At 43.0% G+C, this 21,453-nt stretch carries 27 protein-coding genes and 1 pseudogene; 11 read left to right on the top strand and 17 right to left on the bottom strand.

Annotation, left to right across the window (positions count from 1 at the left end):
* Positions 1-6: 6 nt before the first annotated feature.
* The gene (locus QE357_RS01585; protein ID WP_309711286.1) at positions 7-609 is read right to left on the bottom strand and encodes a type 1 glutamine amidotransferase domain-containing protein; all 603 of its coding nucleotides are present in this window, start codon (positions 607-609) and stop codon (positions 7-9) included.
* Positions 610-912: 303 nt separating this feature from the next.
* Positions 913-1,899, bottom strand: coding sequence for an NmrA/HSCARG family protein (locus tag QE357_RS01580; RefSeq protein ID WP_309705267.1), 987 nt, complete (start codon positions 1,897-1,899; stop codon positions 913-915).
* A 92-nt stretch (positions 1,900-1,991) separates the two neighbouring features.
* Here QE357_RS01580 and QE357_RS01575 point away from each other — a divergent pair, with 92 nt between their 5' ends.
* A complete protein-coding gene (locus QE357_RS01575) occupies positions 1,992-2,363 on the top strand; it encodes a helix-turn-helix domain-containing protein (RefSeq protein ID WP_309705265.1) in 372 nt (123 codons plus the stop codon).
* Position 2,364: 1 nt separating this feature from the next.
* Here the strand turns inward: QE357_RS01575 and QE357_RS01570 are convergent, their stop codons facing one another.
* Positions 2,365-2,937 (bottom strand): Crp/Fnr family transcriptional regulator, encoded by a 573-nt coding sequence (locus QE357_RS01570; RefSeq protein WP_307141779.1) that lies wholly within the window; start codon positions 2,935-2,937, stop codon positions 2,365-2,367.
* A 526-nt stretch (positions 2,938-3,463) separates the two neighbouring features.
* Here QE357_RS01570 and QE357_RS01565 point away from each other — a divergent pair.
* Entirely contained in the window at positions 3,464-3,931 is a 468-nt protein-coding gene (locus tag QE357_RS01565) for a GNAT family N-acetyltransferase (RefSeq protein WP_309705263.1), read from the top strand.
* A gap of 74 nt (positions 3,932-4,005) precedes the next feature.
* Here the strand turns inward: QE357_RS01565 and QE357_RS01560 are convergent, their stop codons facing one another.
* The 3 genes from QE357_RS01560 to QE357_RS01550 form a co-directional block, all read right to left on the bottom strand.
* On the bottom strand, positions 4,006-4,554 hold the full coding sequence (locus QE357_RS01560) for a cysteine hydrolase family protein (protein ID WP_309705261.1): 549 nt from the start codon (positions 4,552-4,554) through the stop codon (positions 4,006-4,008).
* Positions 4,555-4,805: 251 nt separating this feature from the next.
* Positions 4,806-5,903 (bottom strand): L-dopachrome tautomerase-related protein, encoded by a 1,098-nt coding sequence (locus QE357_RS01555; RefSeq protein WP_309705258.1) that lies wholly within the window; start codon positions 5,901-5,903, stop codon positions 4,806-4,808.
* A gap of 4 nt (positions 5,904-5,907) precedes the next feature.
* The gene (locus QE357_RS01550) at positions 5,908-6,507 is read right to left on the bottom strand and encodes an NAD(P)H-dependent oxidoreductase (RefSeq protein WP_309705256.1); all 600 of its coding nucleotides are present in this window, start codon (positions 6,505-6,507) and stop codon (positions 5,908-5,910) included.
* A gap of 143 nt (positions 6,508-6,650) precedes the next feature.
* Here QE357_RS01550 and QE357_RS01545 point away from each other — a divergent pair, with 143 nt between their 5' ends.
* Positions 6,651-6,950, top strand: coding sequence for a helix-turn-helix domain-containing protein (locus QE357_RS01545; protein ID WP_232793674.1), 300 nt, complete (start codon positions 6,651-6,653; stop codon positions 6,948-6,950).
* A gap of 57 nt (positions 6,951-7,007) precedes the next feature.
* Here the strand turns inward: QE357_RS01545 and QE357_RS01540 are convergent, their stop codons facing one another.
* From QE357_RS01540 to QE357_RS01525, 4 genes are all read right to left on the bottom strand, one after another.
* Positions 7,008-7,580, bottom strand: a complete 573-nt coding sequence (locus tag QE357_RS01540) for a Crp/Fnr family transcriptional regulator (RefSeq protein WP_307141774.1) — start codon at positions 7,578-7,580, stop codon at positions 7,008-7,010.
* 19 nt (positions 7,581-7,599) lie between these two features.
* Positions 7,600-7,821 carry a DUF2798 domain-containing protein gene (locus QE357_RS01535; RefSeq protein WP_106636534.1) on the bottom strand — a complete coding sequence of 74 codons (222 nt, stop codon included), beginning with the start codon at positions 7,819-7,821 and terminating at the stop codon, positions 7,600-7,602.
* A gap of 633 nt (positions 7,822-8,454) precedes the next feature.
* Positions 8,455-8,877 (bottom strand): heme-binding protein, encoded by a 423-nt coding sequence (locus tag QE357_RS01530; RefSeq protein WP_106636533.1) that lies wholly within the window; start codon positions 8,875-8,877, stop codon positions 8,455-8,457.
* A gap of 18 nt (positions 8,878-8,895) precedes the next feature.
* A complete protein-coding gene (locus QE357_RS01525) occupies positions 8,896-9,663 on the bottom strand; it encodes an SDR family NAD(P)-dependent oxidoreductase (protein ID WP_106636532.1) in 768 nt (255 codons plus the stop codon).
* Between the two features lie 96 nt (positions 9,664-9,759).
* On the opposite strand from QE357_RS01525, the gene QE357_RS01520 reads away from it, so the two are divergent.
* Positions 9,760-10,452 carry an IclR family transcriptional regulator gene (locus QE357_RS01520; RefSeq protein ID WP_309705248.1) on the top strand — a complete coding sequence of 231 codons (693 nt, stop codon included), beginning with the start codon at positions 9,760-9,762 and terminating at the stop codon, positions 10,450-10,452.
* A gap of 36 nt (positions 10,453-10,488) precedes the next feature.
* Here the strand turns inward: QE357_RS01520 and QE357_RS24975 are convergent, their stop codons facing one another.
* Entirely contained in the window at positions 10,489-10,626 is a 138-nt protein-coding gene (locus QE357_RS24975; protein ID WP_157830297.1) for a SymE family type I addiction module toxin, read from the bottom strand.
* 702 nt (positions 10,627-11,328) lie between these two features.
* Between QE357_RS24975 and QE357_RS01515 the strand changes: the two genes are divergently transcribed.
* Positions 11,329-11,892: a zeta toxin family protein gene (locus tag QE357_RS01515; RefSeq protein ID WP_309711283.1), complete on the top strand. Its 564-nt coding sequence runs from the start codon at positions 11,329-11,331 to the stop codon at positions 11,890-11,892.
* Positions 11,879-12,031: a hypothetical protein gene (locus tag QE357_RS01510; protein ID WP_198555215.1), complete on the top strand. Its 153-nt coding sequence runs from the start codon at positions 11,879-11,881 to the stop codon at positions 12,029-12,031. Before QE357_RS01515 ends, QE357_RS01510 begins: the two co-directional genes overlap by 14 nt.
* 368 nt (positions 12,032-12,399) lie before the next feature.
* Here the strand turns inward: QE357_RS01510 and QE357_RS01505 are convergent, their stop codons facing one another.
* Positions 12,400-13,212 carry an alpha/beta hydrolase gene (locus tag QE357_RS01505; protein ID WP_309705245.1) on the bottom strand — a complete coding sequence of 271 codons (813 nt, stop codon included), beginning with the start codon at positions 13,210-13,212 and terminating at the stop codon, positions 12,400-12,402.
* A gap of 116 nt (positions 13,213-13,328) precedes the next feature.
* Here QE357_RS01505 and QE357_RS01500 point away from each other — a divergent pair, with 116 nt between their 5' ends.
* Positions 13,329-13,676, top strand: a complete 348-nt coding sequence (locus tag QE357_RS01500; RefSeq protein WP_309705243.1) for a helix-turn-helix domain-containing protein — start codon at positions 13,329-13,331, stop codon at positions 13,674-13,676.
* Positions 13,677-13,753: 77 nt separating this feature from the next.
* Here the strand turns inward: QE357_RS01500 and QE357_RS01495 are convergent, their stop codons facing one another.
* From QE357_RS01495 to QE357_RS01485, 3 genes are all read right to left on the bottom strand, one after another.
* The gene (locus QE357_RS01495) at positions 13,754-14,461 is read right to left on the bottom strand and encodes an SDR family oxidoreductase (RefSeq protein ID WP_309705241.1); all 708 of its coding nucleotides are present in this window, start codon (positions 14,459-14,461) and stop codon (positions 13,754-13,756) included.
* A 77-nt stretch (positions 14,462-14,538) separates the two neighbouring features.
* Positions 14,539-15,471: a helix-turn-helix domain-containing protein gene (locus tag QE357_RS01490; protein WP_309705239.1), complete on the bottom strand. Its 933-nt coding sequence runs from the start codon at positions 15,469-15,471 to the stop codon at positions 14,539-14,541.
* A 169-nt stretch (positions 15,472-15,640) separates the two neighbouring features.
* Positions 15,641-16,009: a helix-turn-helix domain-containing protein gene (locus tag QE357_RS01485; RefSeq protein ID WP_307141766.1), complete on the bottom strand. Its 369-nt coding sequence runs from the start codon at positions 16,007-16,009 to the stop codon at positions 15,641-15,643.
* Positions 16,010-16,103: 94 nt separating this feature from the next.
* On the opposite strand from QE357_RS01485, the gene QE357_RS01480 reads away from it, so the two are divergent.
* On the top strand, positions 16,104-17,345 hold the full coding sequence (locus QE357_RS01480) for a serine hydrolase domain-containing protein (protein WP_309705236.1): 1,242 nt from the start codon (positions 16,104-16,106) through the stop codon (positions 17,343-17,345).
* Between the two features lie 64 nt (positions 17,346-17,409).
* Complete coding sequence (locus QE357_RS01475) at positions 17,410-18,579, top strand: MFS transporter (protein ID WP_309705234.1); 1,170 nt, start codon at positions 17,410-17,412, stop codon at positions 18,577-18,579.
* Positions 18,580-18,735: 156 nt separating this feature from the next.
* On the opposite strand, the gene QE357_RS01470 is transcribed toward QE357_RS01475, so the two are convergent.
* Positions 18,736-19,578 carry an AraC family transcriptional regulator gene (locus tag QE357_RS01470; RefSeq protein WP_309705233.1) on the bottom strand — a complete coding sequence of 281 codons (843 nt, stop codon included), beginning with the start codon at positions 19,576-19,578 and terminating at the stop codon, positions 18,736-18,738.
* An 80-nt stretch (positions 19,579-19,658) separates the two neighbouring features.
* On the opposite strand from QE357_RS01470, the gene QE357_RS01465 reads away from it, so the two are divergent.
* Positions 19,659-20,120 (top strand): carboxymuconolactone decarboxylase family protein, encoded by a 462-nt coding sequence (locus QE357_RS01465; RefSeq protein WP_309705231.1) that lies wholly within the window; start codon positions 19,659-19,661, stop codon positions 20,118-20,120.
* Between the two features lie 11 nt (positions 20,121-20,131).
* Positions 20,132-21,145 carry an NAD(P)-dependent alcohol dehydrogenase gene (locus QE357_RS01460; RefSeq protein WP_309705229.1) on the top strand — a complete coding sequence of 338 codons (1,014 nt, stop codon included), beginning with the start codon at positions 20,132-20,134 and terminating at the stop codon, positions 21,143-21,145.
* A gap of 57 nt (positions 21,146-21,202) precedes the next feature.
* Here QE357_RS01460 and QE357_RS24970 read toward each other — a convergent pair.
* Positions 21,203-21,448, bottom strand: a pseudogene (locus QE357_RS24970) (YciI family protein); the annotation flags it as partial.
* Positions 21,449-21,453: the final 5 nt, after the last annotated feature.

Below are 21,453 nucleotides of genomic sequence, written 5' to 3'. Positions count from 1 at the left end.
GGATCATCATTGTTTTTCCAATTCCGCCAAAACCGCTTCCCCCACCCCTTTCGCCGACTGCGGGTTTTGTCCCGTAACCAGCCGCTGGTCAACGGTCACATGCGGTTGCCAAAGTCCTGATTTTTCAAATAGGGCCCCTCGCTCTTTCAGCTTTTCCTCCAGGAGAAACGGAACCACTTTGTCCAGCTTTACGGCCACTTCTTCTTCATTGGTAAACGCATTGACTTTTTTTCCATCCACCAAGTACTTTCCATTGCTCAACGTAACGTTCACCAGGGCCGATGGCCCGTGACAAACGGCACTTACCACACCGCCGTTTTCGTAAATCTTCCTCCCAATTGCTGCCAGGGCTTCATTTTGGGGAAAATCCCACATCGTGCCGTGTCCGCCGGCGTAGAAAATGGCCACGTAATCTTCAGGTTTTACTTCTGAAGGCGTCAAGGTATGTTCAATTTTGTGGTGATAGTTGGGGTCTTCCCAGAACTTTCGGTTGACGGCATCGTCGAGGTTAAGGCCGTCTACGGGAGCTTTACCACCTTTCGGACTCACAAAATCGATCTCGTAACCCGCAGCATGCAATACGTCCCAGGGATGCGATACTTCGCCCAGATAATAACCGGTGGGCTGTCAGGTGTCGCCTTTCTTGTCGTGGCTCGTAACCACGAATAAAACTTTCTTTTCCATACGTACTGAATGGTTGTTTTGGGCCTGCAAGTGATTTGAAAATGCCAAAACACTGAACGCCGTTAAAACCGCTGAAATGGTGAATCCTTTCATTTTCATTGACCTTACTGACCGAACAAAATTCAGCAAAATGGAAAATTCAGCACAGGAGGTAAATCACAGATTTGGTGTGATTTACATCACACTAACTGCTGGTTCTGATCGTAATCATGGATCTTATGATCCTCATCAATACATCCATTTTTGACCCGTCCAGCCTGTATGTCGAAGAAACTGCTCCCAGGTAAGACTTTGGGGATTCATCTGCCGACTCCATTCCAGGTCGCGGTTTTTGCCAAAATATCCATATTCAACCGCATAGGCAGTCATCCCCAAAATTTCCTGTACTAAAGCCTCGTTTGAACCGAATTCGGGGAAATGACGGAGCATTTCTTCCCGTGAATAAGCAGAGCTATATTCCGCTTTTTGTCCGGTAACTTTAGTAAAGGTTTCCACTAGTTCCTCTGGGGAAATTAGATCACCGATGATGGGTAAGGACTTACCAGAATATTGATCAGGATTGGAAAACATTTCCAAAATAGCAGGTCCGGTTGCCGTAAGCGGATCAACAAACGGTGCACGGAAATCTTTGGGCAGATAGATTGGAAATACAAGTGTATCACCTGTTAACCGGGGCGTATAAAACTCGATCAGGTTGGTGAAAAAGAAAGCCATATAGATGAATGAACTGGTTAAGGGCAGGGTTCGGATATAGGCTTCTACTCGGGCTTTGTCCGTAAAATGGGGAGCGAACAGTTTTCCACCGGATATTTCATCGACGTTTTCCAGGCTGCTGAAAACAATATGCTGTACCCCTGCTTCAACGGCGGCATCGGCCAGCTGTTTGCCCAGCTCAAATTCGTGCGTCGCTGGCGGGGCAATGTTTGGAGTCATCAGGAAAACGCCAGCAGAGCCTCTGAATGCCTGCACAAACTTGTCCTGATAGCCGAGGTCGAGGGGCAAACTGATGAGTTCAACGCCCTTTTCTGCCAATTTGAGTGCCTCCGGCGAATGAATACGGCGGGTAATGCCGCGTACACGGTACCGCCCGCTCTCCAGCAACGCGTGTGCAGCACTCTGTCCCTGTTTTCCCAAAACCCCAACGACCGTAATGAGCGGCTTGTCATCTGGTTCCTGCAAGCCTGTTACGTTTGACTCCATTGCTCTAGTTTCCATTTAAACTATAATTAGTATAGTTGCGAAACTATTTTGAGCACCCTACTTTTACAATATCTATCGAAATGGATAGGTGCAAAAAAGGATACGTAATGAAAACAGAATGTATTGGTGATTATGTGAAACTGAACGAGAAAACCTATCCCTGTACGGTTAGTCTCACGATGGATTTGGTGGGGGGAAAATGGAAAGCAGTTATCTTATACCATTTGCGGAACGAACCCAAACGATATAGTGAACTTCGTAAGGAAATACCCTCTGTTACCGAAATGACCCTAAGTTTACAGTTAAAACAACTCGAGAAAGACGGGTTACTATCCAGGAAAGTCTATGGCCAAAAACCACCGGTCAAGGTTGTTTATAGCCTGACTGATTTCGGGAAATCGTTTACTCCCGTTTTGGAAGCCATTACGGAATGGGGCAATAAGGTGGTCAGCGAAAAAGGCGAGTTTTTGAGCAAGTAATTTAAGACGAAGTACGAAGCCTGCTCAGGGTTTCCCTCGAAACCCCGAGGTAAGAAGCGATATACGATTTGGGAACCCGCTGGAAAAGTGAGGGGTAACTTTTGAGCATCTGCTCATACCGTTCCCTGGCAGAGCTGGTGAGCAGCGACAAAATCCGGCGTTGTAAGGCTACGTATCCGGCATTGGATTTCCGGCGGAAGAAATGTTCCATTTGATGCAGTTCCGCACAGATTTTATCCCGGTTGTGCAAGGAAAGGCACAGGACTTCCACATTTTCGATGCAGTCAATCGTCAGCGTGGCGGTCGCTTCGTTAAAGTAGGCCTGATAATCCGTAATCCACCAGTCTTCCCAGGCAAATTGCATGATGTGTTCTTTTCCATCATCAGGGTTGACGAAATACGCTTTCAAAAGGCCGGAAACCACGAAATAATCATTGACCACGTCATCCCCTTCCTGCACCAGAAATTGATGTTTTTTGAGCTTTTTTGTTTGAAAATGCGATAATACATAGTCAAACTCTTTATCGCTGATGGGAGTAATCGCTTCGATGTGCCGGCGTAAAATGTGGCTCACTGTAAATGATGGATTGAAGATTCAAATTGCAAAATTTACCAATTCAAATGTATCGACTTACTATTTAATTCATTACTTAGTTTATCTTTAATCTTCTTCTAAAACCTTAATAAAATACGCTCCGGTCTGTAGAAAATTATAATTTAGAATATATTGGAGAATTGCAATAAGCTGGTAGTCAGGCCAACTTTGTAGCGACCAAGCAACAAACGTATGACTTCTCAGTGGCAAGCACTTACCGACTACTAGTGGGCTGCTATTTCGGCTTATTGCAATTCCCCAACATACTCTCAACTTTTCTGACGAAAGTCATCTGAATAAATTTTTCAAAAAATATAAAAAATATCAGCCTGACTCAGTACAGGAAAAACAGTTTGTTTAGTTAATTTAAGACGACAGCGAAACAGACAATGAATAATTCAGAAACATCAGTAATTAAGAGTGTGAAAATTATAACCTATAAAGTGACCAAGATGTTATAATTTTGGTGAGTAAATAATTTATATCAAAAGAAAAAACAAAGAAAATGATTTCTTATCGACAATCAGACGAAAATGACTTTGAATTGACATTTAGAATTAAAACAAATTCTACGAGACAACTTGTGGAGAAAATTTGGGGGTGGGACAATACTGTACAGCTTGAGTTTCATAAAAGACAATTTGACCCTAATAAAATTAAAATAATAATTAACGAAAATCACGAGGTTGGTTACATTTCAACTTTGGTTAACGATTATAGTATATTTATTGAAAGTATTCTCATCGAAACATCTTTTCAAGGTAAAAAAATTGGAACTAAAGTTCTTCTCGATGTTATTAAAACTGCAATAGAACAGAAAAAAAATATTGAACTACAGGTTTTTAAAATTAATGATAGAGCTAAAAAACTCTACGAAAGCTTAAACTTTCAAACCGTTGGACAGACGGAATTACATTATAAGATGAGATATGAAGTAAAAGCCGAGTTTAGAGATACCAATATTTTAATTTAGCACTTCAGCCCAGCTTTTACCAAAGCAGTTTTCCGTTTGAAATAGTCCCGAGAGTGCGGTTTTCTTTCCTAACCTCACTCGTGGCCTAAATAGTCTTTTGTTTTTCTAACCGTAGCGTAGAAATAATTCAATCCTGCTAAAAATGCGGTCTGAACATCTTTCGCTTTTACAGGTATTTCGTTTACTTCAAGATCTTTTGTTGCACAGGCATCTGCAATAACCTCAATGGTATAACCTAGATCTTTTGCAGCCCTTACGGTGGCATCCACGCACATATGGGTCATCATCCCCGCTATGACCAAATGATTAATATCGTTCTCTTTCAAATACACCAACAATTCGGTTTCCCGAAAACTATTTGGATAATGCTTAACGATTACTTTTTCGTTTTCAAGGGGCTTGACCTGTTCGTGGATTTCTGCTCCGAATGTGTCAGGGAGAAAAAAGGTGGAGCCTGCTCTTGTTGATACATGCTGAATATGTACGACAAGATCATTTTTCTTTCTAAAGCTGGTCAGGATTTCCCTGGCCCGAAGGCTTGCCTGTTCGCTTCCGACAAGCTCATTGGCTCCGTTGGGGAAATAATCATTCTGAATATCAATTAAAATTAAAGCTGCTTTCATGGGCTTGTTCTATACGTTTGTAGGAAAGGCTGTAAATAGTGTGATAAAAATGTTAACTAGTTCATCTTATCATCCATGTTCTTCGGTAATATTTTCGATAAGGATAAAGATAAAAAAATAGATTTCTACCTCTGAATCTAAATTCTACCAAAATATCGAACAAAACACATTCGGACTACTCTTTTAGAACCGCGATTTTTTCGGAAAATTGAACGATATTTTTGAGTTAACAATTTAGGATGGACGTAGACTTATCGATACGCGACGCCCTTCGCTATAGGCTTAAACCTGAAAATATAAAACGGTGCTTTTACCAAATTTTTACCTTTATTGAAAATCGCTCCCAAATGAACCTGTGCCGCCGAAACGTACATATAACCATCTGCCGTATTATAGCTTATGCCGTCTGGCCAAAGTAAGTTTTCATCAGTAACGATTGGGTGTATGCTTTTGTCTTTGGCCAGAATAACCGCTACGCTATTGGTTTCCATTGCTGTTACATATAAATTCCCTGCCTCATCAATGCTTAAGCCCCCATTATTGGGTTTCGCTGAATAGATTTCTATTTTTTGATCTAATTCTTTTTCAGGTAGGCTTTCGTTCAATAAATCGGCCATTCTTACACGATATAGCTTACTGCCGTTCAATGGGGCATAATACAGCCATTCAAAATTTTTATCCACGGTAATACCGTCACAACCTACTAAAATATTTTTACCGTTTATTCCCAAAGGTTTTCCTTTGATTATTGTGGGTTTATGTTCGGGTAAAGTAGTCCTTGTCCCTTCCAATAACCTTCTGGTTTTACCGGTTTTCATATCCACCACAATTAAAGCTGCGGTGCTGCCGTTGCCGCCATTTCCAATGCCTTCGTCCGCAATCACAAAAACATGGTGTCTGGTATCCACCACCAGATCATTGGGTTGCGAAGTCGGAACAACCGACGTTTCGGGCAGGTAATAAATTCGCTCCAATTGATCAGTAATGGTATTCCAGCCCACAATTTTTGGCGTGATAGCATTTCTATACCCCATGTCCAACATCCAGACTATACCGTTTTCATCGTTACGAATGCCTAAAACACTGCTCAGGAAATGGTCGTCTGTCTGTCTGGGCGTGTTCCATTTTTCATTTGGAAACGGAGTGGTTGTCTTACTTTTAGCATCATATCGCACTACTCTGAAAGCAGGATTAAAAAAGGGATGGTGGCTATATACCAAATCGCCCGCATAAGTGAAAGCAATGTTTCCTACAGATTGATCAACCGTGGTAAAGACCTCATAATTGACCGTTTGCGAAGAAGCATCTGCCCCTATCAGCACGCTAAGAGCTAACACATACTTCTTCACGTTTTTAAATAGATTGAATGATCTGGTCTAAAGGCAAACGCGATTTCGGATTCAGCGATGGCTGGTTACTGTCTTCGGGATTTCTGTAACCCACAGCAACGGAAAACAACGTTTTGTAACCGTTCAGTTGAAGTATCTTGTCGTATTCTTCATTTTGAATACCCTCCATCGGGGTACTGTCAATTTCCATACTGGCACAGGCCGATAGGAAAAAGCCGAGCGAAAGATAGACCTGATGCTGTAGCCAGGATCTAATTTCCGTTTCGGGTAATGGTTTCAGGAAATTGTTGTAGTAATTGACCGAACCTACCGGCAAATTTTCATTAATCTGCTGCTCAAATTTTTCAATAGCATCGATTGCGGTAAATACAACCAGATGGCTTGCGTCCTTAATTCGTTGGGCGTTCCAGTACGAAGCATCGGCCAGTTCATTTTTTGTTTTTTCGTCTTCAATAAAAAAGACTTTCCACGGTTGACTATTAATAGATGACGGGCTTAACCGTAAAATTTCTTTTAACTGCTGCACGTTACTGTCCGAAATTTTCTGGTTCGGATCATAATTTTTGGTGGTGTACCTGGTTTTGGCAAGGTCTAAAAAATGCATTGTTTTCGATTTTTGATTTAACTATACTTTTTATAGTTGCAAAACTAAGTATAGTGTCATACCTTCGCAATAATGGTCAAAAACGATAGTAACTGATGTATTGTATAGACGATAAGGAATTCCCTTGTACTACCAGCCTGACAATGAAATACATAGGCGGCAAATGGAAAGCAGTAATCCTGATTCACTTAATCGAAAAAAAACGATATAGTGAGCTAAGAAAAGCATGTAAGGTGATTACAGAGCGGACCTTAAGCCTGCAACTCAAAGAAATGGAAGAAGACGGTTTGGTTAAACGGACGGTCCATACCGGCAAACCGCCCTTAAAAGTAGAATATGAACTGACCGATTTCGGCAAAACGCTTATCCCCTTGCTCGAAGCCGTAGCACGCTGGGGCAGGGAAACCGCCGAGAGAAACAAGCGGATAAAGGTTGTGGAATAAACCGCTGATCCGGTAACAAACACCTTGGAGCTGTTCGAAAACGATTGGTTACGATCCTCATTTCACTCTGGCTTTCAGCCTGCTGAGCGTTTCCTGCGAAATATTGAGGTAAGAGGCTACTAGTTTATTGGAAAGACGTCTGACGATGACTGGATTCTCGGCCAGTAACAGCCGATACTTTTCGGCGGCATCCTGAATCAGAAAAGACATCAGCCGTTTGGTGTTGTTCACATACGCCTTCTCCAGATAGTAGCGATAAAATTTCTCCCACTGCGGAATTGTATCCAGTAATTGATGGAAATCTGTATGGCTAATGTAAAGCAGTTCCGTGGGTTCAACCGCCTGTATGAATTCTTCGGAAGGTTCGCTGGTAATAAAACTGACCAGAGCCGTGGCAAATTGGTTCTCGAAAGCAAAATAGCGGGTGGCTTCCTGTCCTTTTTCGTCGATGAAGCACACGCGTAAACAACCTTTGCCAACGAAGTAGGTCCGCTGGCTGGTTTGTCCGTGGGTTACCACGAGTTCGTTTTTGGTTAGGGTCAGGGGCTTGAAATACGAGAGAATCGTCCTTAGTTCCTCTTCATTGACCTTGATCTGACTGGTAATGTACTGACTTAGTTGTTCGTGCATTCACTCCGTGTTACTTAAGTTACCATTTGTTCGTTACTTTTTCCGCGAGTTTACGGGCGTTAGGAATAATCAGGAAGGCAGCTCCATACGCCACGGGGAGCATGACACTCCAAGCCTTTAGAAACTTCATGCCCCAATCGGGACCAAAGCCATAGTTACGCATCAGGCCGACAAACGCCATGATCAGCGTCATCGGGATCACCACAAACAGGGTGTTGATGTACTTGAAATAATTCTTCATGGGACCAACGTTTTCGATAATTGACCCTGCAAAAGTGCCGAAGTCCGCCCGCGGAAACCTTGATGTAGATCAAAAAAGAAACAGACTGTAACGTTTCTTCTAATTACGCTAGATTGAAGCCGACAGACATCATTTGCCCGCTAGCTGTGGGGAATCAAAAAAGGGAATCGGTGCATCCTACCCAGATTCCTAAACCCGTACTACCTACCGAAAACAGTCGGCATGATGGGTAATCGTTCGCGGTGAGCTTGCTAACGCAATCGCTTTGTACTTGCTTTTGAAATTAGCATTGAAATTGTTGAGATAAAGGACATACCTCTATTCATGACTTCCCAGTATTATTTTTTAATTTTTTACGATAGGGAAGTATTCAGCAAATTGGATTGAAACCGGCCCGGCCCGCATGGGCCAAGCCTTTTCCTTCTTCGTCAGTTCAAAGAAATGAGTGATTATGCCCCCATCGGTTTGTATGCTCAGGGAAGGTTACCTTCAGTATCCGAGTCGTAACTGTATAGACCGTTTTGCTTCAACGTCGTATTACTGACAGGCATCGTAAATTTTGCCGTCGTACTTGTACGTAATGGCGTAGGCGGAACCCGCCGTCTGGGGCATATCTTATATATATTTTCGCCCTTATGAAAACTGCCCACTCCCCGCAGCCAACAGTGCAATCCGCTCATCATCCTCCACAGAAGCACCCGCAACGCCCAACGCTCCGATAACCTTACCGTCTTTTAGCAGCGTTACACCGCCACCGAAACTGATCATTCCGCCATTGGTATTTTCGATGCTGTAAATGGGCTGTCCCGGCTGTGCGATTTTGCCAAACTCATGGGAATTGAAACCGAAGAGTGCTGCCGTTCTCGCTTTCTTGATAGACACTTCAACCGGGCCTGTTACCGAATGATCCATTTTCTTGAGAGCGATCAGTACTCCGTCTTTGTTCACCACGGAAGCGACGATGGCAAAATCACCCTTTAAAGCCTCTCCAATCGCTCTGTCTATCAGCATGTTCGCCGTTTCTAGACTGATATTGCTGGTCTGAAATGTTGTCATTGTAGGATGTTTTTAAAGTTAGATAATGCTAGTTACGATACCACCCTCTACCCGAAGATTGCTTCCGTTGATGGCCCCGCTGTTTTCATCCGCCAGAAAGACTGCGGCATTCCCAATTTCTTCGGGGCGTATCAGCCTGCCGATAATGGAAGTGGGTCGGCTTGCCATAAATTTTCTTTCTGCCTCTTTTAAATCGGGGCTGTAACGTTCGGTAATGAATTTTTCGGTTCCGGTGGTCAGCGTAGGGCCGGGAAGAATGCAGTTGACGGTGACTTCCGTATTTTTGGTCAGCTCTGCCAGGTTACGGGAAAGGCTGAGCAGCATGGTCTTTGCCACGCAGTAATGGATTTTCTCGCTGTCGGGATTGATCGCAGACTCGGATGAAATAAAGATGAGCCTGCCTTTTTTCTTGTCCAGCATCTTCCGGAAATAGACTTGGGAAAGCTGCATGCCGATCATAAAATTGAGGTCTATCATCTTTTGCCAATGGACTTCCTGCAAGTCAAAGAAATCTATGTTTTCGTAATAACCCACGTTATTGACCAATACGTCCGTTTCGGGAACCTGTGTATACAGGTATTCCTTACCTTCCGGGGTTGATAAATCGGTGGCGACCGTTTGGATGCCCAATGCCGGATTTAAGGCGATAAATTCGGCTTGGGTCTGCTGCAACTGTTCATTATTACGGTCTACGATAACCAGCTCGTACTCTTTCTGAGCAAATACAGCGGCAATTCCTTTGCCTATACCTCCAGCTGCTCCCGTGACAATCACTTTTCTTTTCATTTTCCAACTTTTTAGGGAGCAAATCTGTATTAATTTTGAACTAATTAAGAGACAATCGATATAAAATCTCTATTTATTCACCAATATTGAATAATTATGATTCAATCGGTAAAAAGAACATTTGAGATATTGCATTATATTGCTACCAACGGTAATCTGGTAAGACTGAACGATATAGCGGAAGCTGTCGGCTTACAAAATACGACCGTACACAATTTCCTGAATACCCTGAAAGAACTGGGCTATGTGGAGCAGGACGAACGTTCGCCCCGTTATCGGATTACGCCCAAAATCAGCGAACTGTACCTTCCCGATAAATCGCTGTACCAGATCAAAAGGGAGCTGAAACCGCTTATCGAAAAATTAAGTGCAGATACGGATGAAACCGCCTATTTAGCGGTTCAGTTGGGAAGCCATTTCCGGTATGAATACAAATGTGAACCCAACAAATCTGTACGCATCTCCCTGGAACTGGGTAGGGAATTTGAAATGAAGCACACCGCAATCGGCAAGGTATTTATGGCGTATTCGCCACATCTTTCCAGGGTTTTCCTGGAAGAAATGTACGATGGAAATATGGCGGCTTTCCAGGAGGAGCTGATGAGCATCAGAAAAAATGGCTATGCCCTCGATTTTGAAGAATACGAGAAAGAGTTAAACTGCGTGGCTGTGCCTTATCTGTGTAAAGGACGTATTCTGGCTGTGATAGGCGTGGCAGGCCCAACATACCGGTTCCATCAGGGAGAAATGATAAAGACCTGCGAGCGAATTAAAATACTCCTGGGATAACTTTGGCCTTTCTGCCTTACTGTATATGGTAAAGATTTACACCCGCTCTCGCAATGCTTCATACTTTTGCTCTTTGGCAATGGTGATGATGAGCCGGCCATTTTTGCAGGCAATGTCCACCATATAGCCTATTTGAAAGCTGCTATCCTGTAGCCATTTGCCACTCAGCCGCAATAGTGAAATAATGTTGCCATATTGCTATGGACTCTGCTGAACGCTTTATAAAATACCGGCCTGTGCGTGATGAGTTTAGTAATCTGGGGACTTGCGGTTTGCACAGTTTATTTTTTTGTTGATACAAAGCAACAGCGACCATGCTTTGCAACCTACACACCGGTCGTGTATTTTACCAAAAGCCTGTGTAAATTACCACAGATTTCGCCCGGTACATGTGCCACAAGTTAATTACGTTTACTCTATAAATAATCTATCAGAACACCTCATCACGGATGAAACGTAAGACGCATGTGTGACGTAATGGGCATAAAGCAAGATGTTCTGGCACACGATCTGGGCACGAGCCAGCAATACGGATTGCTGCTGGCGAAGGAGATCCTGGCAGATACGCTGATCTGGTCTACCAGCGTGATACTCGGTATGCTGGAAGGAATGATAAAGAATAGGCCGGATGAGGGGTTAGTGAATTTTTTTAGACACGTTTGAGAACTAAACTGTGAATGCACCAATCATAATTGCACATTCAGTCCGCTCGATAAGTTGATGGAAACCATTGAAGAGAATAAGAAGCTTTATGAACGGTTGTTGGCTGCTGGGCAGGAGAAGGTGGAGCTATTGATAATAGTTGGTGGAGAGAAAGTAATATAACAAGAGCTACACAACTCACAATTGAAAATGAATGAATGATAAAAACTTTATATAATTGCAGGTTGCAATGGGGCAGGAAAGACGACTGCTTCATTTACGATTTTACCTGAAATTTTAGACTGTAAAGAATTTGTCAATGCCGATGAGATTGCAAAAGGCCTGTCTCCATTTCAACCGGAAAAGGTTTCTTTTGAAGCCGGGCGAATAATGTTGAACAGGATAAATGAGCTATTATCTGAAGGCGAAAGCTTTGCGTTTGAAACAACATTATCAACCAGGAGTTATAAAAGCAAAATTGTGGAGGCAAAAGAAAATGGTTATCGTGTAACCCTGTTGTTCTTTTGGCTTCAAAATATTGAATTGGCTAAGGAGCGTGTAAAAATAAGAGTGTCTGAAGGTGGACATAATATTGACCCTGAAGTAATCGAAAGAAGATACATAAAAGGCATTAAGAACTTGTTTGACCTTTATCTCCCAATTGTTGACGGGGCTTTGATTTTTGACAATTCGGAGGGCAGACACGATCTTTTAGCCGATATGACAATTGATGGTCTACTCAACATTATGAACCAAGATAAATTCACCATTTTAAAGAATTATTATGACAACAATTGAAATACAGCTTGAAGAAAAAAATAAAATTCTCAAAGGGCTTGAAAAGGCATACGAAAAACTGATTGAATTTAAAAAGCAAAAGAATACGGAGCTTGTAATATTGCAAGGCAATAAAATTGTAAAGATCAAGCCTCAATAAATACATTCAATTTCCATTTGTTCGAAGTATTCCGTAGCACACTTCGAACTTTTGATAGAACATTGTTTGCAACGGTATTCTGGAAATCACAAGTAAAAGAAACAGTACTTATGACTTTTTATTTTTTTGCAAGTAAGTGCCCTTGGGTCAGACGTTGAACAACCTAGCAATTTCGGTCTTTCTACCTTACCCTATTACTGTATATGGTTAAATATTTGCATCGAACAAACTACCAAAGAACCAATTTCCCCTTTCAAATCATTCAATAAAGACAATCCTTTTTCAGCTAAACCGTTGGTAAAGAATAAAATTTTTACGCAATAAAAACTTTATTCTTTAAAAAGTCTATAATCTCCTGCTGGGCAACTTTAGCTGCTTTTTCTACGGACGTTTGTAGTAAAAAGGCGTGGCGTGTGTTGTGGGTGAAAGGAGTAGGTTACAGCAACCGATGCCGTCAGCATCTTTTCGAATAACTGTCTTCCGTCATCACGCAAGGGATCTTCATCAGAAGCAATGATTAAGGTCGGGGGATAATGCTCAAAATTATTTTTCAGAACAGATGCAAGACGGTTTTCACCAGTAGCAGCGTCTCCAAGATATCTGTCCCAGAGCCATTTCATCAGGTCTTTTGTGAGCCCATAGCCATCAGCAAATTGCTGATAAGATGACGTTTCAAAATCATAGTTCAAGGGCGGATAGGCAACCGCTATGCCTTTCAGCATCCTGTTGTTTTCTTTTGCTTTTTGAGCTAATGCCAAAGCAAGATTCCCACCGGAACTATCCCCGCAAACCGCAATATTCCGGGCATCGGCATTAATGGCTTTGGCGTTATCCAATATCCATTGAAAAGCAGTGAAAGCATCATCCACCGCAGCCGGGAATACATGCTCCGGTGCAAGACGATAATCTACGGCAATGACCATAAAACTACCATCCGAAGCCAAACGCCTGCAAACATCATCATGCGTATCTAAATCTCCTCGTAACCAACCTCCACCGTGCAAAAAAATAAGTACCGGTAGTGCATATACGGCTTCGTTATTTCTGTAAATCCTGACTTGCAACGTTTCATCAATAGACTGATTGACAACAAGGTTTATCGGAACCTGTTCTTTTGTTGCCCATTGACGGGCCGCATCCACCAATGCCTTCCGGGATTCTGTTACGTTCAACTTTTCCATAATTTAGTTGTCTGTGGTACCATTTTGTGCAAATTTGCTCACGAGGTACGTAAAAAGTCATCACACACTTTTTTGTGCTATACTTACTCTTAGGGAAGCGTTGAAAAGTTATCGATATGCCAGAGTTCAAGCACGACGGAAAACTGTATTACAACCCCATAGAGTTTGCCTTATCTCATATAGGCGGAACGTGGAAAATGCCTATTCTGTGGCGTTTGAGAACCAAGACGATGCGTTATGGTGAACTAAAGAAAGACATTCCGCATATCACCCACAAGATGCTGTCCACCCAACTAAAAGATTTAGAAGCCCATGGATTAATCCAGCGAGAAGTATATGCGGAAGTGCCTCCGAAAGTGGAATATAGCATTACCGAAAAGGGAAAAGAAGCCCTTCCCGTGGTAGAAATGCTTATCAACTATGGTAAAAAACTGATGGGCACATACGAGATTGAATATCCTTAAAAGATGCGAAGGATTGACTCACTAGAACCCCAAAGCCATCATTGCTGATCTTTTCGGGTATCGGCCGTGTTGACCTGTCAGGAAAGTCCGCCATCGCAGGGCAAAATTTTCCCGGTCATATAGTCGTTCTGGGCGAGAAAAAGAATAGCGTATGCAATATCTTCCGGTCTTCCAATTCTGCCGACTGCAATTTGTGAGGCATAGCCTTCAAAAGCCTGTTGCTTACTATCTGCTGGCATAAAATCCCACCAGGGCGTGTCCACTACTCCGGGCGAAACGGCATTGATGCGGACAGGTGCAATTTCTTTGGCAATAATGGGCACCATCATTTCCAACGCCCCATTTACCGAACCAATTCCTGACGTGCCGGGAAACTTTGCAGTAGCGGTAATAGCGGTAACCAGTGTAATGCTTCCTGCCGGATTCATAAACGGAATGGCTGATTTCAAGGTGTTGAGATGCGGCCAGTATTTTTCTTCAAAACCTTTCCGTAAATCGTCCAGCGAAAGTTCCGTAAAGTTTCCCAAGCCTTTGTTGCTGCCTAAAGCGATAACCAAATGGTCGATATTTCCCAGGGATTGAAAAAATGCCTGCAATGCTTCAGGGTTAGTGCTGTCCACCTCGGCAGTTTGTAATCCTTTTGCGGATGCAGATCTCCGTTTCTCTGCATCTCTTCCCGTTACCGTAACGCTTGCACCTTTGTTCAGAAGCAACAACGCGGTGGATAATCCAATACCGGACGTACCTCCGGCAATAACGATTTTTTTGTGCTCTAAAGTCATCATTTTTGCTTTTAAAAGTTGGAACAAAATTGCTACCCCAACCATGCAAAAACATTGACCTGATACGGCCTTTTATATACTCAATTATTCATCTTCCGGAACGTGAGCGGTGTTTCTCCTGTATAGCTTTTGAAGAAACGGTTGAACGAAGCCGGTTCTGAAAAATCAAGTTTATAGGCAATCTCCGCCACTGAATGATCGGTGTACCGTAACAGTGATTTCGCTTCCTGCAAAAGCATTTCCCTGATGGCCTCGGAAGCGGTATGGCCGGAATGTTCTTTTACGGTTTTATTGAGATGATTGGCACTTACACCCAACATTTCCGCATAATCCGACACTTGTCTTTTGGTTAAATAATGTATGGATACCAATTTTCTGAAACGGCTGGCCAACCGGTAACTTTCCGGTTTATCTTCACTTTCATCACTAATAGTTTGCTTTTCGTAGCTTCTTTTTGCCTCTAAAAGCAAGAGATACAGATACATTCGGATGGCCTTCTCCCGACCTGTTTTCGTACTTTGCAGTTCGGCATTCATTTTCATCAACAGCTCAACCATTCCCTCCAGCTCATCGGCTGAAACCTGAAAAACAGGTGTTCCTGAAAGATTGTAGAACGGGAATTCATCTGTTATTTTTATGGATGGAATCAGATCGTTCAGAAAATCAGTATTGAATAGGATATAGTAACCGAACGTATAGGCAGAAAAATTGCTTTTCGAAAAAATCTGGTTAGGAAATGTGAACGCCAGCGTCCGAGGCTTGTTAGGGAAACGGTCCAACCCAATTTGCATGTCCAATGAGCCTTGCACGGTAATACTCACCCTGTAAAAATCAGATTTTAAAGGACCGATAGAACGGATCAGACCTTCGCTGGAATAGATTTCAAAGCCCTCAATCGTTTTAGCTTTTTCAATATGATTGTACCCGAAGGAGGCTAGTCCATCATCTTCCCGATGAACGGATTTAAACTTTTTCAGATCGTATTTTGGAATATCTGTAACCGCTTTTTTCATCACAGACAACTATCAAATTTTCCAGTCCTTAAAATCACTGCTAATTTTTTCTTCACACTCATTCATAATCAGACTAAGGCATACGTTCTTCGGATTATAAAAATGAACTGGAACCCTTCAAGAATAACCCTGATTTACAGTAGTTCAATAAGCAAGAGCAGTTTAGGTATTACCTTGGTTTGTTCATCAATTTTCTATGCTTCCCTCCCCAATTACTCAATTGTGACCAAATAGGCACTAACTCTTTAGCAATACTTGTTAGTTCATAATCGACTCTGGGAGGCACTTCCGCATGTACGGTACGCTTTACCAAACCTTCCTTTTCAAGCTCTCTCAACTGTAGCGTAAGCATTCGTTCTGTAATCCCGTTAATTCTGTCCCGGAGCTCACTGAAACGCAATTTCCCATTTTCAAGCTTGCAAAGAATAAGCAATTTCCATCGCCCGCCAATCATACAAACGGCATAGGTCAAATCACAGCTTTCAACGATGTAGTTTTCGTTCAACAAATTGGTTGACGTTTCTTTTCGCTTACCCATTACTTACAAATTTGTCTGTACCATACAAATAGCTGTATACTATGCAAAAATAGTGGTTGCTCGATAGGTTTGTGGGGTCAATTCAAATAAGTTAATGATGCACAAACAGGTTCTTACTTTCATCGCCAGTCTAGTAATCCTAAGCAGTTCGGCTCAAACGACTTTGTTAGAAAAGAAACTAGACGACTTATCCAATCGACTTATAGCAACCAATGAAGTCGTGGGAATGAATGTGTTGCTAATGAAGGACGGCAACGTTTTATACAATAAAGCCTTTGGTTATGCCGATGTATCCACCAAACAACCCTTACAGACGGATCATATTTTTCGCATCGCATCGCAAACCAAAGCCATCACAAGCCTTGCCGCACTGATGCTTTGGGAAGAGGGAAAATTCTTGTTGGACGACCCCATATCCAAATATATCCCGGCTTTCAAAAATCCCAAAGTACTGGACCAGTTCAATCCCGCCGACAGTAGTTACACGACCGTTCCGGCACAAAGGGAAATCACCATTCGGGATTTGTTCCGCCACACTTCAGGTATAGCCTACCCTGTATTTTCGGGCAATCGCATCATCAATGCCGTGTATGCCAAAGCAGGCATTGGAACTGGCATCGGCAGCAAGGGTATTTTAAAAGATCAAATGTTGTTGCTCGCGAAACAACCCCTATTTCATCAACCGGGAGCATCATTTACCTACGGTTTGAATGATGATGTGCTGGGTTACCTGATAGAGATCTGGAGCGGTATGTCACTGGATACATTTCTTCAATCACGAATTTTTGAGCCGCTGGGAATGAGGGACACATATTTCCATCTCCCCCAATCAAAAGCCAAGCGATTGGTTGGACTGTCGGTAAAAGATAAAGATGGAACATTTAGCGAGGTAAGTGCCCCCATCTATGAGGGCAATGATCCGGCTTATCCATTAGCTGACGGTATTTACCGCTCCGGGGGAGCTGGCTTAGTTTCTACCACGGCTGATTATGCCAAATTTTTGAGCCTCTTCCTCACCAAAGGATACGTAGGCAACAAGCGAGTGATTGGTTCAAAAACGTTAGCACTTCTATTGACTAACCAACTCCCGGATGAGATCAAAAGACCTGCCGGGTTACAATTCGGCCTTGGGGTTGCCCTGGTTACCGACCTCAATAAGTACCTGCAATCCCCTTCTATAGGGTCATTCTATTGGGGTGGTATTTTCAATACCCATTATTGGGTTGATCAGCAGCAGCACCTGATCGGATTGGTCTATACTCAGCAGTACGATGCCTATTCTGAAGATATAGGCCACTTGTTCAAGAATGTCATCTATGCTTCACTAGACGACTGATGCAACATCAATATAGTATACATGCAGCTCAACGTATTGAACTTGAGCCCGTACTCAATAAGCAATGAAAAAATACGCATACATAGGAGCATTGGGGTTTTTAGCGGTTATTACTACCGAATTTGGCATCATCGGTATTTTGCCGCAAGTGGCAGCACATTACCAGATCAGCATTGATACAGCAGGGTATTTATTGGGTGCTTTTGCATTGGTCATCGCCCTTACGGGACCTTTTATGACCTTGCTGGCCTCAGGCTTTGACCGCAGGAAAGTGATGCTGACGGCTATTTTAATTTTTCTCGTTACAGGCGTTGTCTCTTCTTTTTCACCGCCCTTTTGGTTGTTGATGTTCGTCAGGATACTGCCAGCCTTTTTACAGCCGGTTTATATCGCAACGGCTTTATCCGTAGCGGTTTCGCAAGGCAATAAACAGAACGAGAACGAACTGATGAGTATCGTATTCAGTGGTGTCGCCATTGCCATGGTAACCACCGTTCCATTCGCTACGTATATAGCTAGCCGTTTTTCCTGGGAATACTCGTTTATGGTGCAGGCCATGATCAGCGTGGTGGCTTTGCTGGCTATCTATTTCGTACTGCCACCTATGCCCGTAAACCAAAAAAAGTCCTACGGAAGCCAGTTGCAAATACTGACTAAACCAACGTTCATGGTCAGCACTGCGATGAATTTCTTTATGATTTCGGCGTGGTTTTCCACCTATAGTTACTTTGCCGATTACCTGAATAAAGCCAAAGATATGGATGGCACCATGGTTAGTTATATGTTGTTTGTATTTGGCATTATCGGTGTGCTTGCCAACTGGACGGCCGGTAAAATGCTGAATAAGAACATCCCCTATACCGTCGCTTTTTTTCTTTCAGGGACCATCATCGTGCCTATACTGTTGCACGTTTCGGGAGGCAACACGATGGCTACCATCCTGGTAATCGCCTTGTGGGGATTTCTGTATTCGCCAAGTTTTCTGAATGCGTCTACCTACATGATTTCCTCCGCACCGGAAGCCATGGCGTTTGCCAACAGCCTGGCTACGTCATTTGGCAACTTGGGTGTAACCGTGGGAACGACCGTGGGAGGTTGGCTCATTGTTTCTAAAGGGGTGCAGTTCACGCCTTGGATCACCGTTGTATTTGGTATGCTTGCTTTTACAATGATCGTTTTACGCCAATACCTGGAAAGAAGGGAATTGCTTCAACCTAACAAAGTTTCGCCATAAGGCACGGTTTACCGAGATTATACAGAGAAAGCCTACATAGTATTTTTAGGCTTTCCATGAGTGAGCAACGATTATGAATTTTATAATTGAATATTTCCAAACCAGTAATCATCTATAGCTGTCCAGAGTCGACGTCTTATTGGGAGCCGTGCCATTCTATCCCTGCATTTCTTTTCGTATTTCCCTCATCCCTTTGCCAAAATAGTTTTTCATCATTCTGTTAAGATGGCTGCTGTCCGTAAATCCTAAGTCAAGAGCGATTTCCTGTATGGGCGTATCGGTAAATTTTGCTCTTGATTGGGCAATCCGAAGTTTGGACTTTAATACATAATCCTGAAATCGCTCCGAGGCATTGCGTTTAAAGTATTCGCTAAAGTACGTTTCCGCGATGTGGAATTTTTGAGACAAGTACTTGACAGATAATTTTTCAGGGTCAAGAATATTAAAGCTGATGAAGTTGAGTAAATCCGTAAACTTTTGGTCGTTGAACGTTCGTCCATCCCAGGCTCGCTGCTGGATATTCCTGCAAATGACCGCCAGCACAGCAACCAACGTATTCTGGATTACGAATGCGGAGCAGGTTTCTTGCTTATCATACTCATAGCGTATCACCTCTAAAAGCCTTTTCAGTTGTGCTTTCTCTTCAGGATGGTCAATTAGCTCACCGGCAAGATGGGTGTGATTGCCTATAATGAAATTCAATCGGCTAAACCAATGGCTATAATCCACCGTTTTTTTGAGGTCGGCTAAGAAATAATTTCCCGTAAAACGTACAAACAGAAAGCGGGTCTTTTCTTCGATCACGTACGTATGGCACTTCGCAGCAGGTAAAAGAAATATACCGTTTTTCTGATAGGGATATTTGATATAGTTAACACTATGAAGGCCCTTTCCCTCCAGGATGTACGCCAGTTCAAAAAAGTTGTTTTTCCTGTTTCTCTCTTTCCATTCGCTGTATTCGGCAATCTCGATAGCAAACGTATCACTGAGCTGTTTCATAGTATAAAGGTACGCATTTGAACAGCTTTCCTGCCCATATCCCATTAGGATACTGTTTTTCCCCATTTCTTTACGGCTCCGTGAAGGAGGTCTGTTCTAACTTTGTTTCCTACAAAAACAACGCAATGAACTATAAAGAAATAGCCAGGGAAACCATCGGCTACCTCTATCAATCTCACGCGAGCATACGCCGGTCGGGATTAGACAACACGCTAATCGCTCTGGCAGAATTGAGAACCTCACAGCTAAACGGATGCTCGTATTGCTGTAGCTTCCACGCCAATGAGCTTCGCGAAATGGGTGTTTCCCAAAATCTCATCGACAAAATTCCCGGCTACCAGCACTCCGTATCGTTTGACGAAAAGCAGCAGCTTGTACTCCGGTGGACAGATGCGGTCTGTTCCCTTTCTCCTAATCTGGAGAAAATCAAAAACGACCTCGGAAAACTGTTTTCAGAAAAGGAAATCGTGGAGCTGACGGCCAGCATAGCCCTTATGAATGCACTCAACAGGCTTCGTATTACACTGGGAGAAAAATTTTAAACGATTGACAGATGAAAGCCGTACAATTAGATCAGTTTGGGATAAAAAACTTACAAGTAATAGAAATCCCGAAACCAAGTCCCAAGCGTGGTGAAGTTTTGGTAAGGATAAAAGCCGTATCGCTCAATTACCTGGACGTATTATTGACAAGCGGCAATTTTTATAAAGACCTCCCCCCACTGCCCTATACCCCGGCATCCGACGGAGCGGGCACGATCGAGGCCCTAGGCGAAGACGTAAGTACATGGAAAGTAGGCGACCGAGTAGCCGTCCAATATGTGCAGAACTGGGTGAAAGGAGAGTTTCAAAAAGAATACCACACCAGGGTAGCCTGGCAAACGCAAGGCGTTTTGGCCGAATACGTTTGTCTGCCCGAATACGGCATTGTGAAAGCACCCGACAACTTAAGTTTTGAAGAGGTTTCTACATTGCCCATTGCAGCCGTAACGGCCTGGCACGCCCTCATCAATCAGGCCCACCTCCAACCCGGGCAAACCGTACTTACACAAGGTACGGGGGGCGTTTCTATTTTTGCGTTGCAACTGGCCAAGGCAGCCGGAGCCAAAGTAATCGCTACCACCAGCACCCGGGAAAAAGAACGGAAATTGTTGGAACTGGGAGCAGATGCCGTCATCAATTATACTGCACACCCAGAATGGCACCAGGAAGTCCTGCGGCTTAACAACGGCGAGGGTGTAGAGGTTACCCTGGATATTGCAGGGACGAAAACCATAGAACAGTCGTTACTATCACTCAAAGAAAACGGCTTTCTGGCAACTGCCGGATTTATATCAGGGTCGGCATTACCCATTGACATTCACAAGCATTCCATCAATTTGTCTTTTATACGTATCCAAGGACTGGCGACGGGGAGTGCGGAAAGTTTTTCAAAAATGAACCGTGCCATTGAGGTCAACCATATTCATCCCGTTATTGATACCATTTATACCCTGGAAGAGGTCAAAGAAGCCTATCAAAGGATAGAAAAAGGGGATATGGTGGGGAAAATCGTTATTTCAGTATAACAGGCATTCTTCCGGTTTAGCATTGCTGCTATGGTTTGATTCTTCCTGGTAGATTGTCTATTCAATAAAACAAGAAAAGTCTTCATCATATTTAGTTGGAATTACTTCGGTGATGTCATAGTCGGCAATTTCGTTTTGATAGAAAGGGTCTTGTCTGATGATGTCAGTCAAGGTTTCTCTGTCCACATTCCGAACTAAAATAACGCCACCTGTTCTCGGATTTTTTCTGCCGGAAAAAATGAATTTCTTGTCGGCATAATAGTTGTCCAGAAACCGGATATGCGGTTCAATGAATTTTTCTACTTTCG

This window comes from Siphonobacter sp. SORGH_AS_0500 (assembly GCF_031453245.1).
Classification (GTDB): Bacteria; Bacteroidota; Bacteroidia; order Cytophagales; family Spirosomataceae; genus Siphonobacter.
The sequence above is the reverse complement of the archived record's forward strand: the minus strand, read 5'-3'. Positions and strand labels throughout refer to the sequence as shown.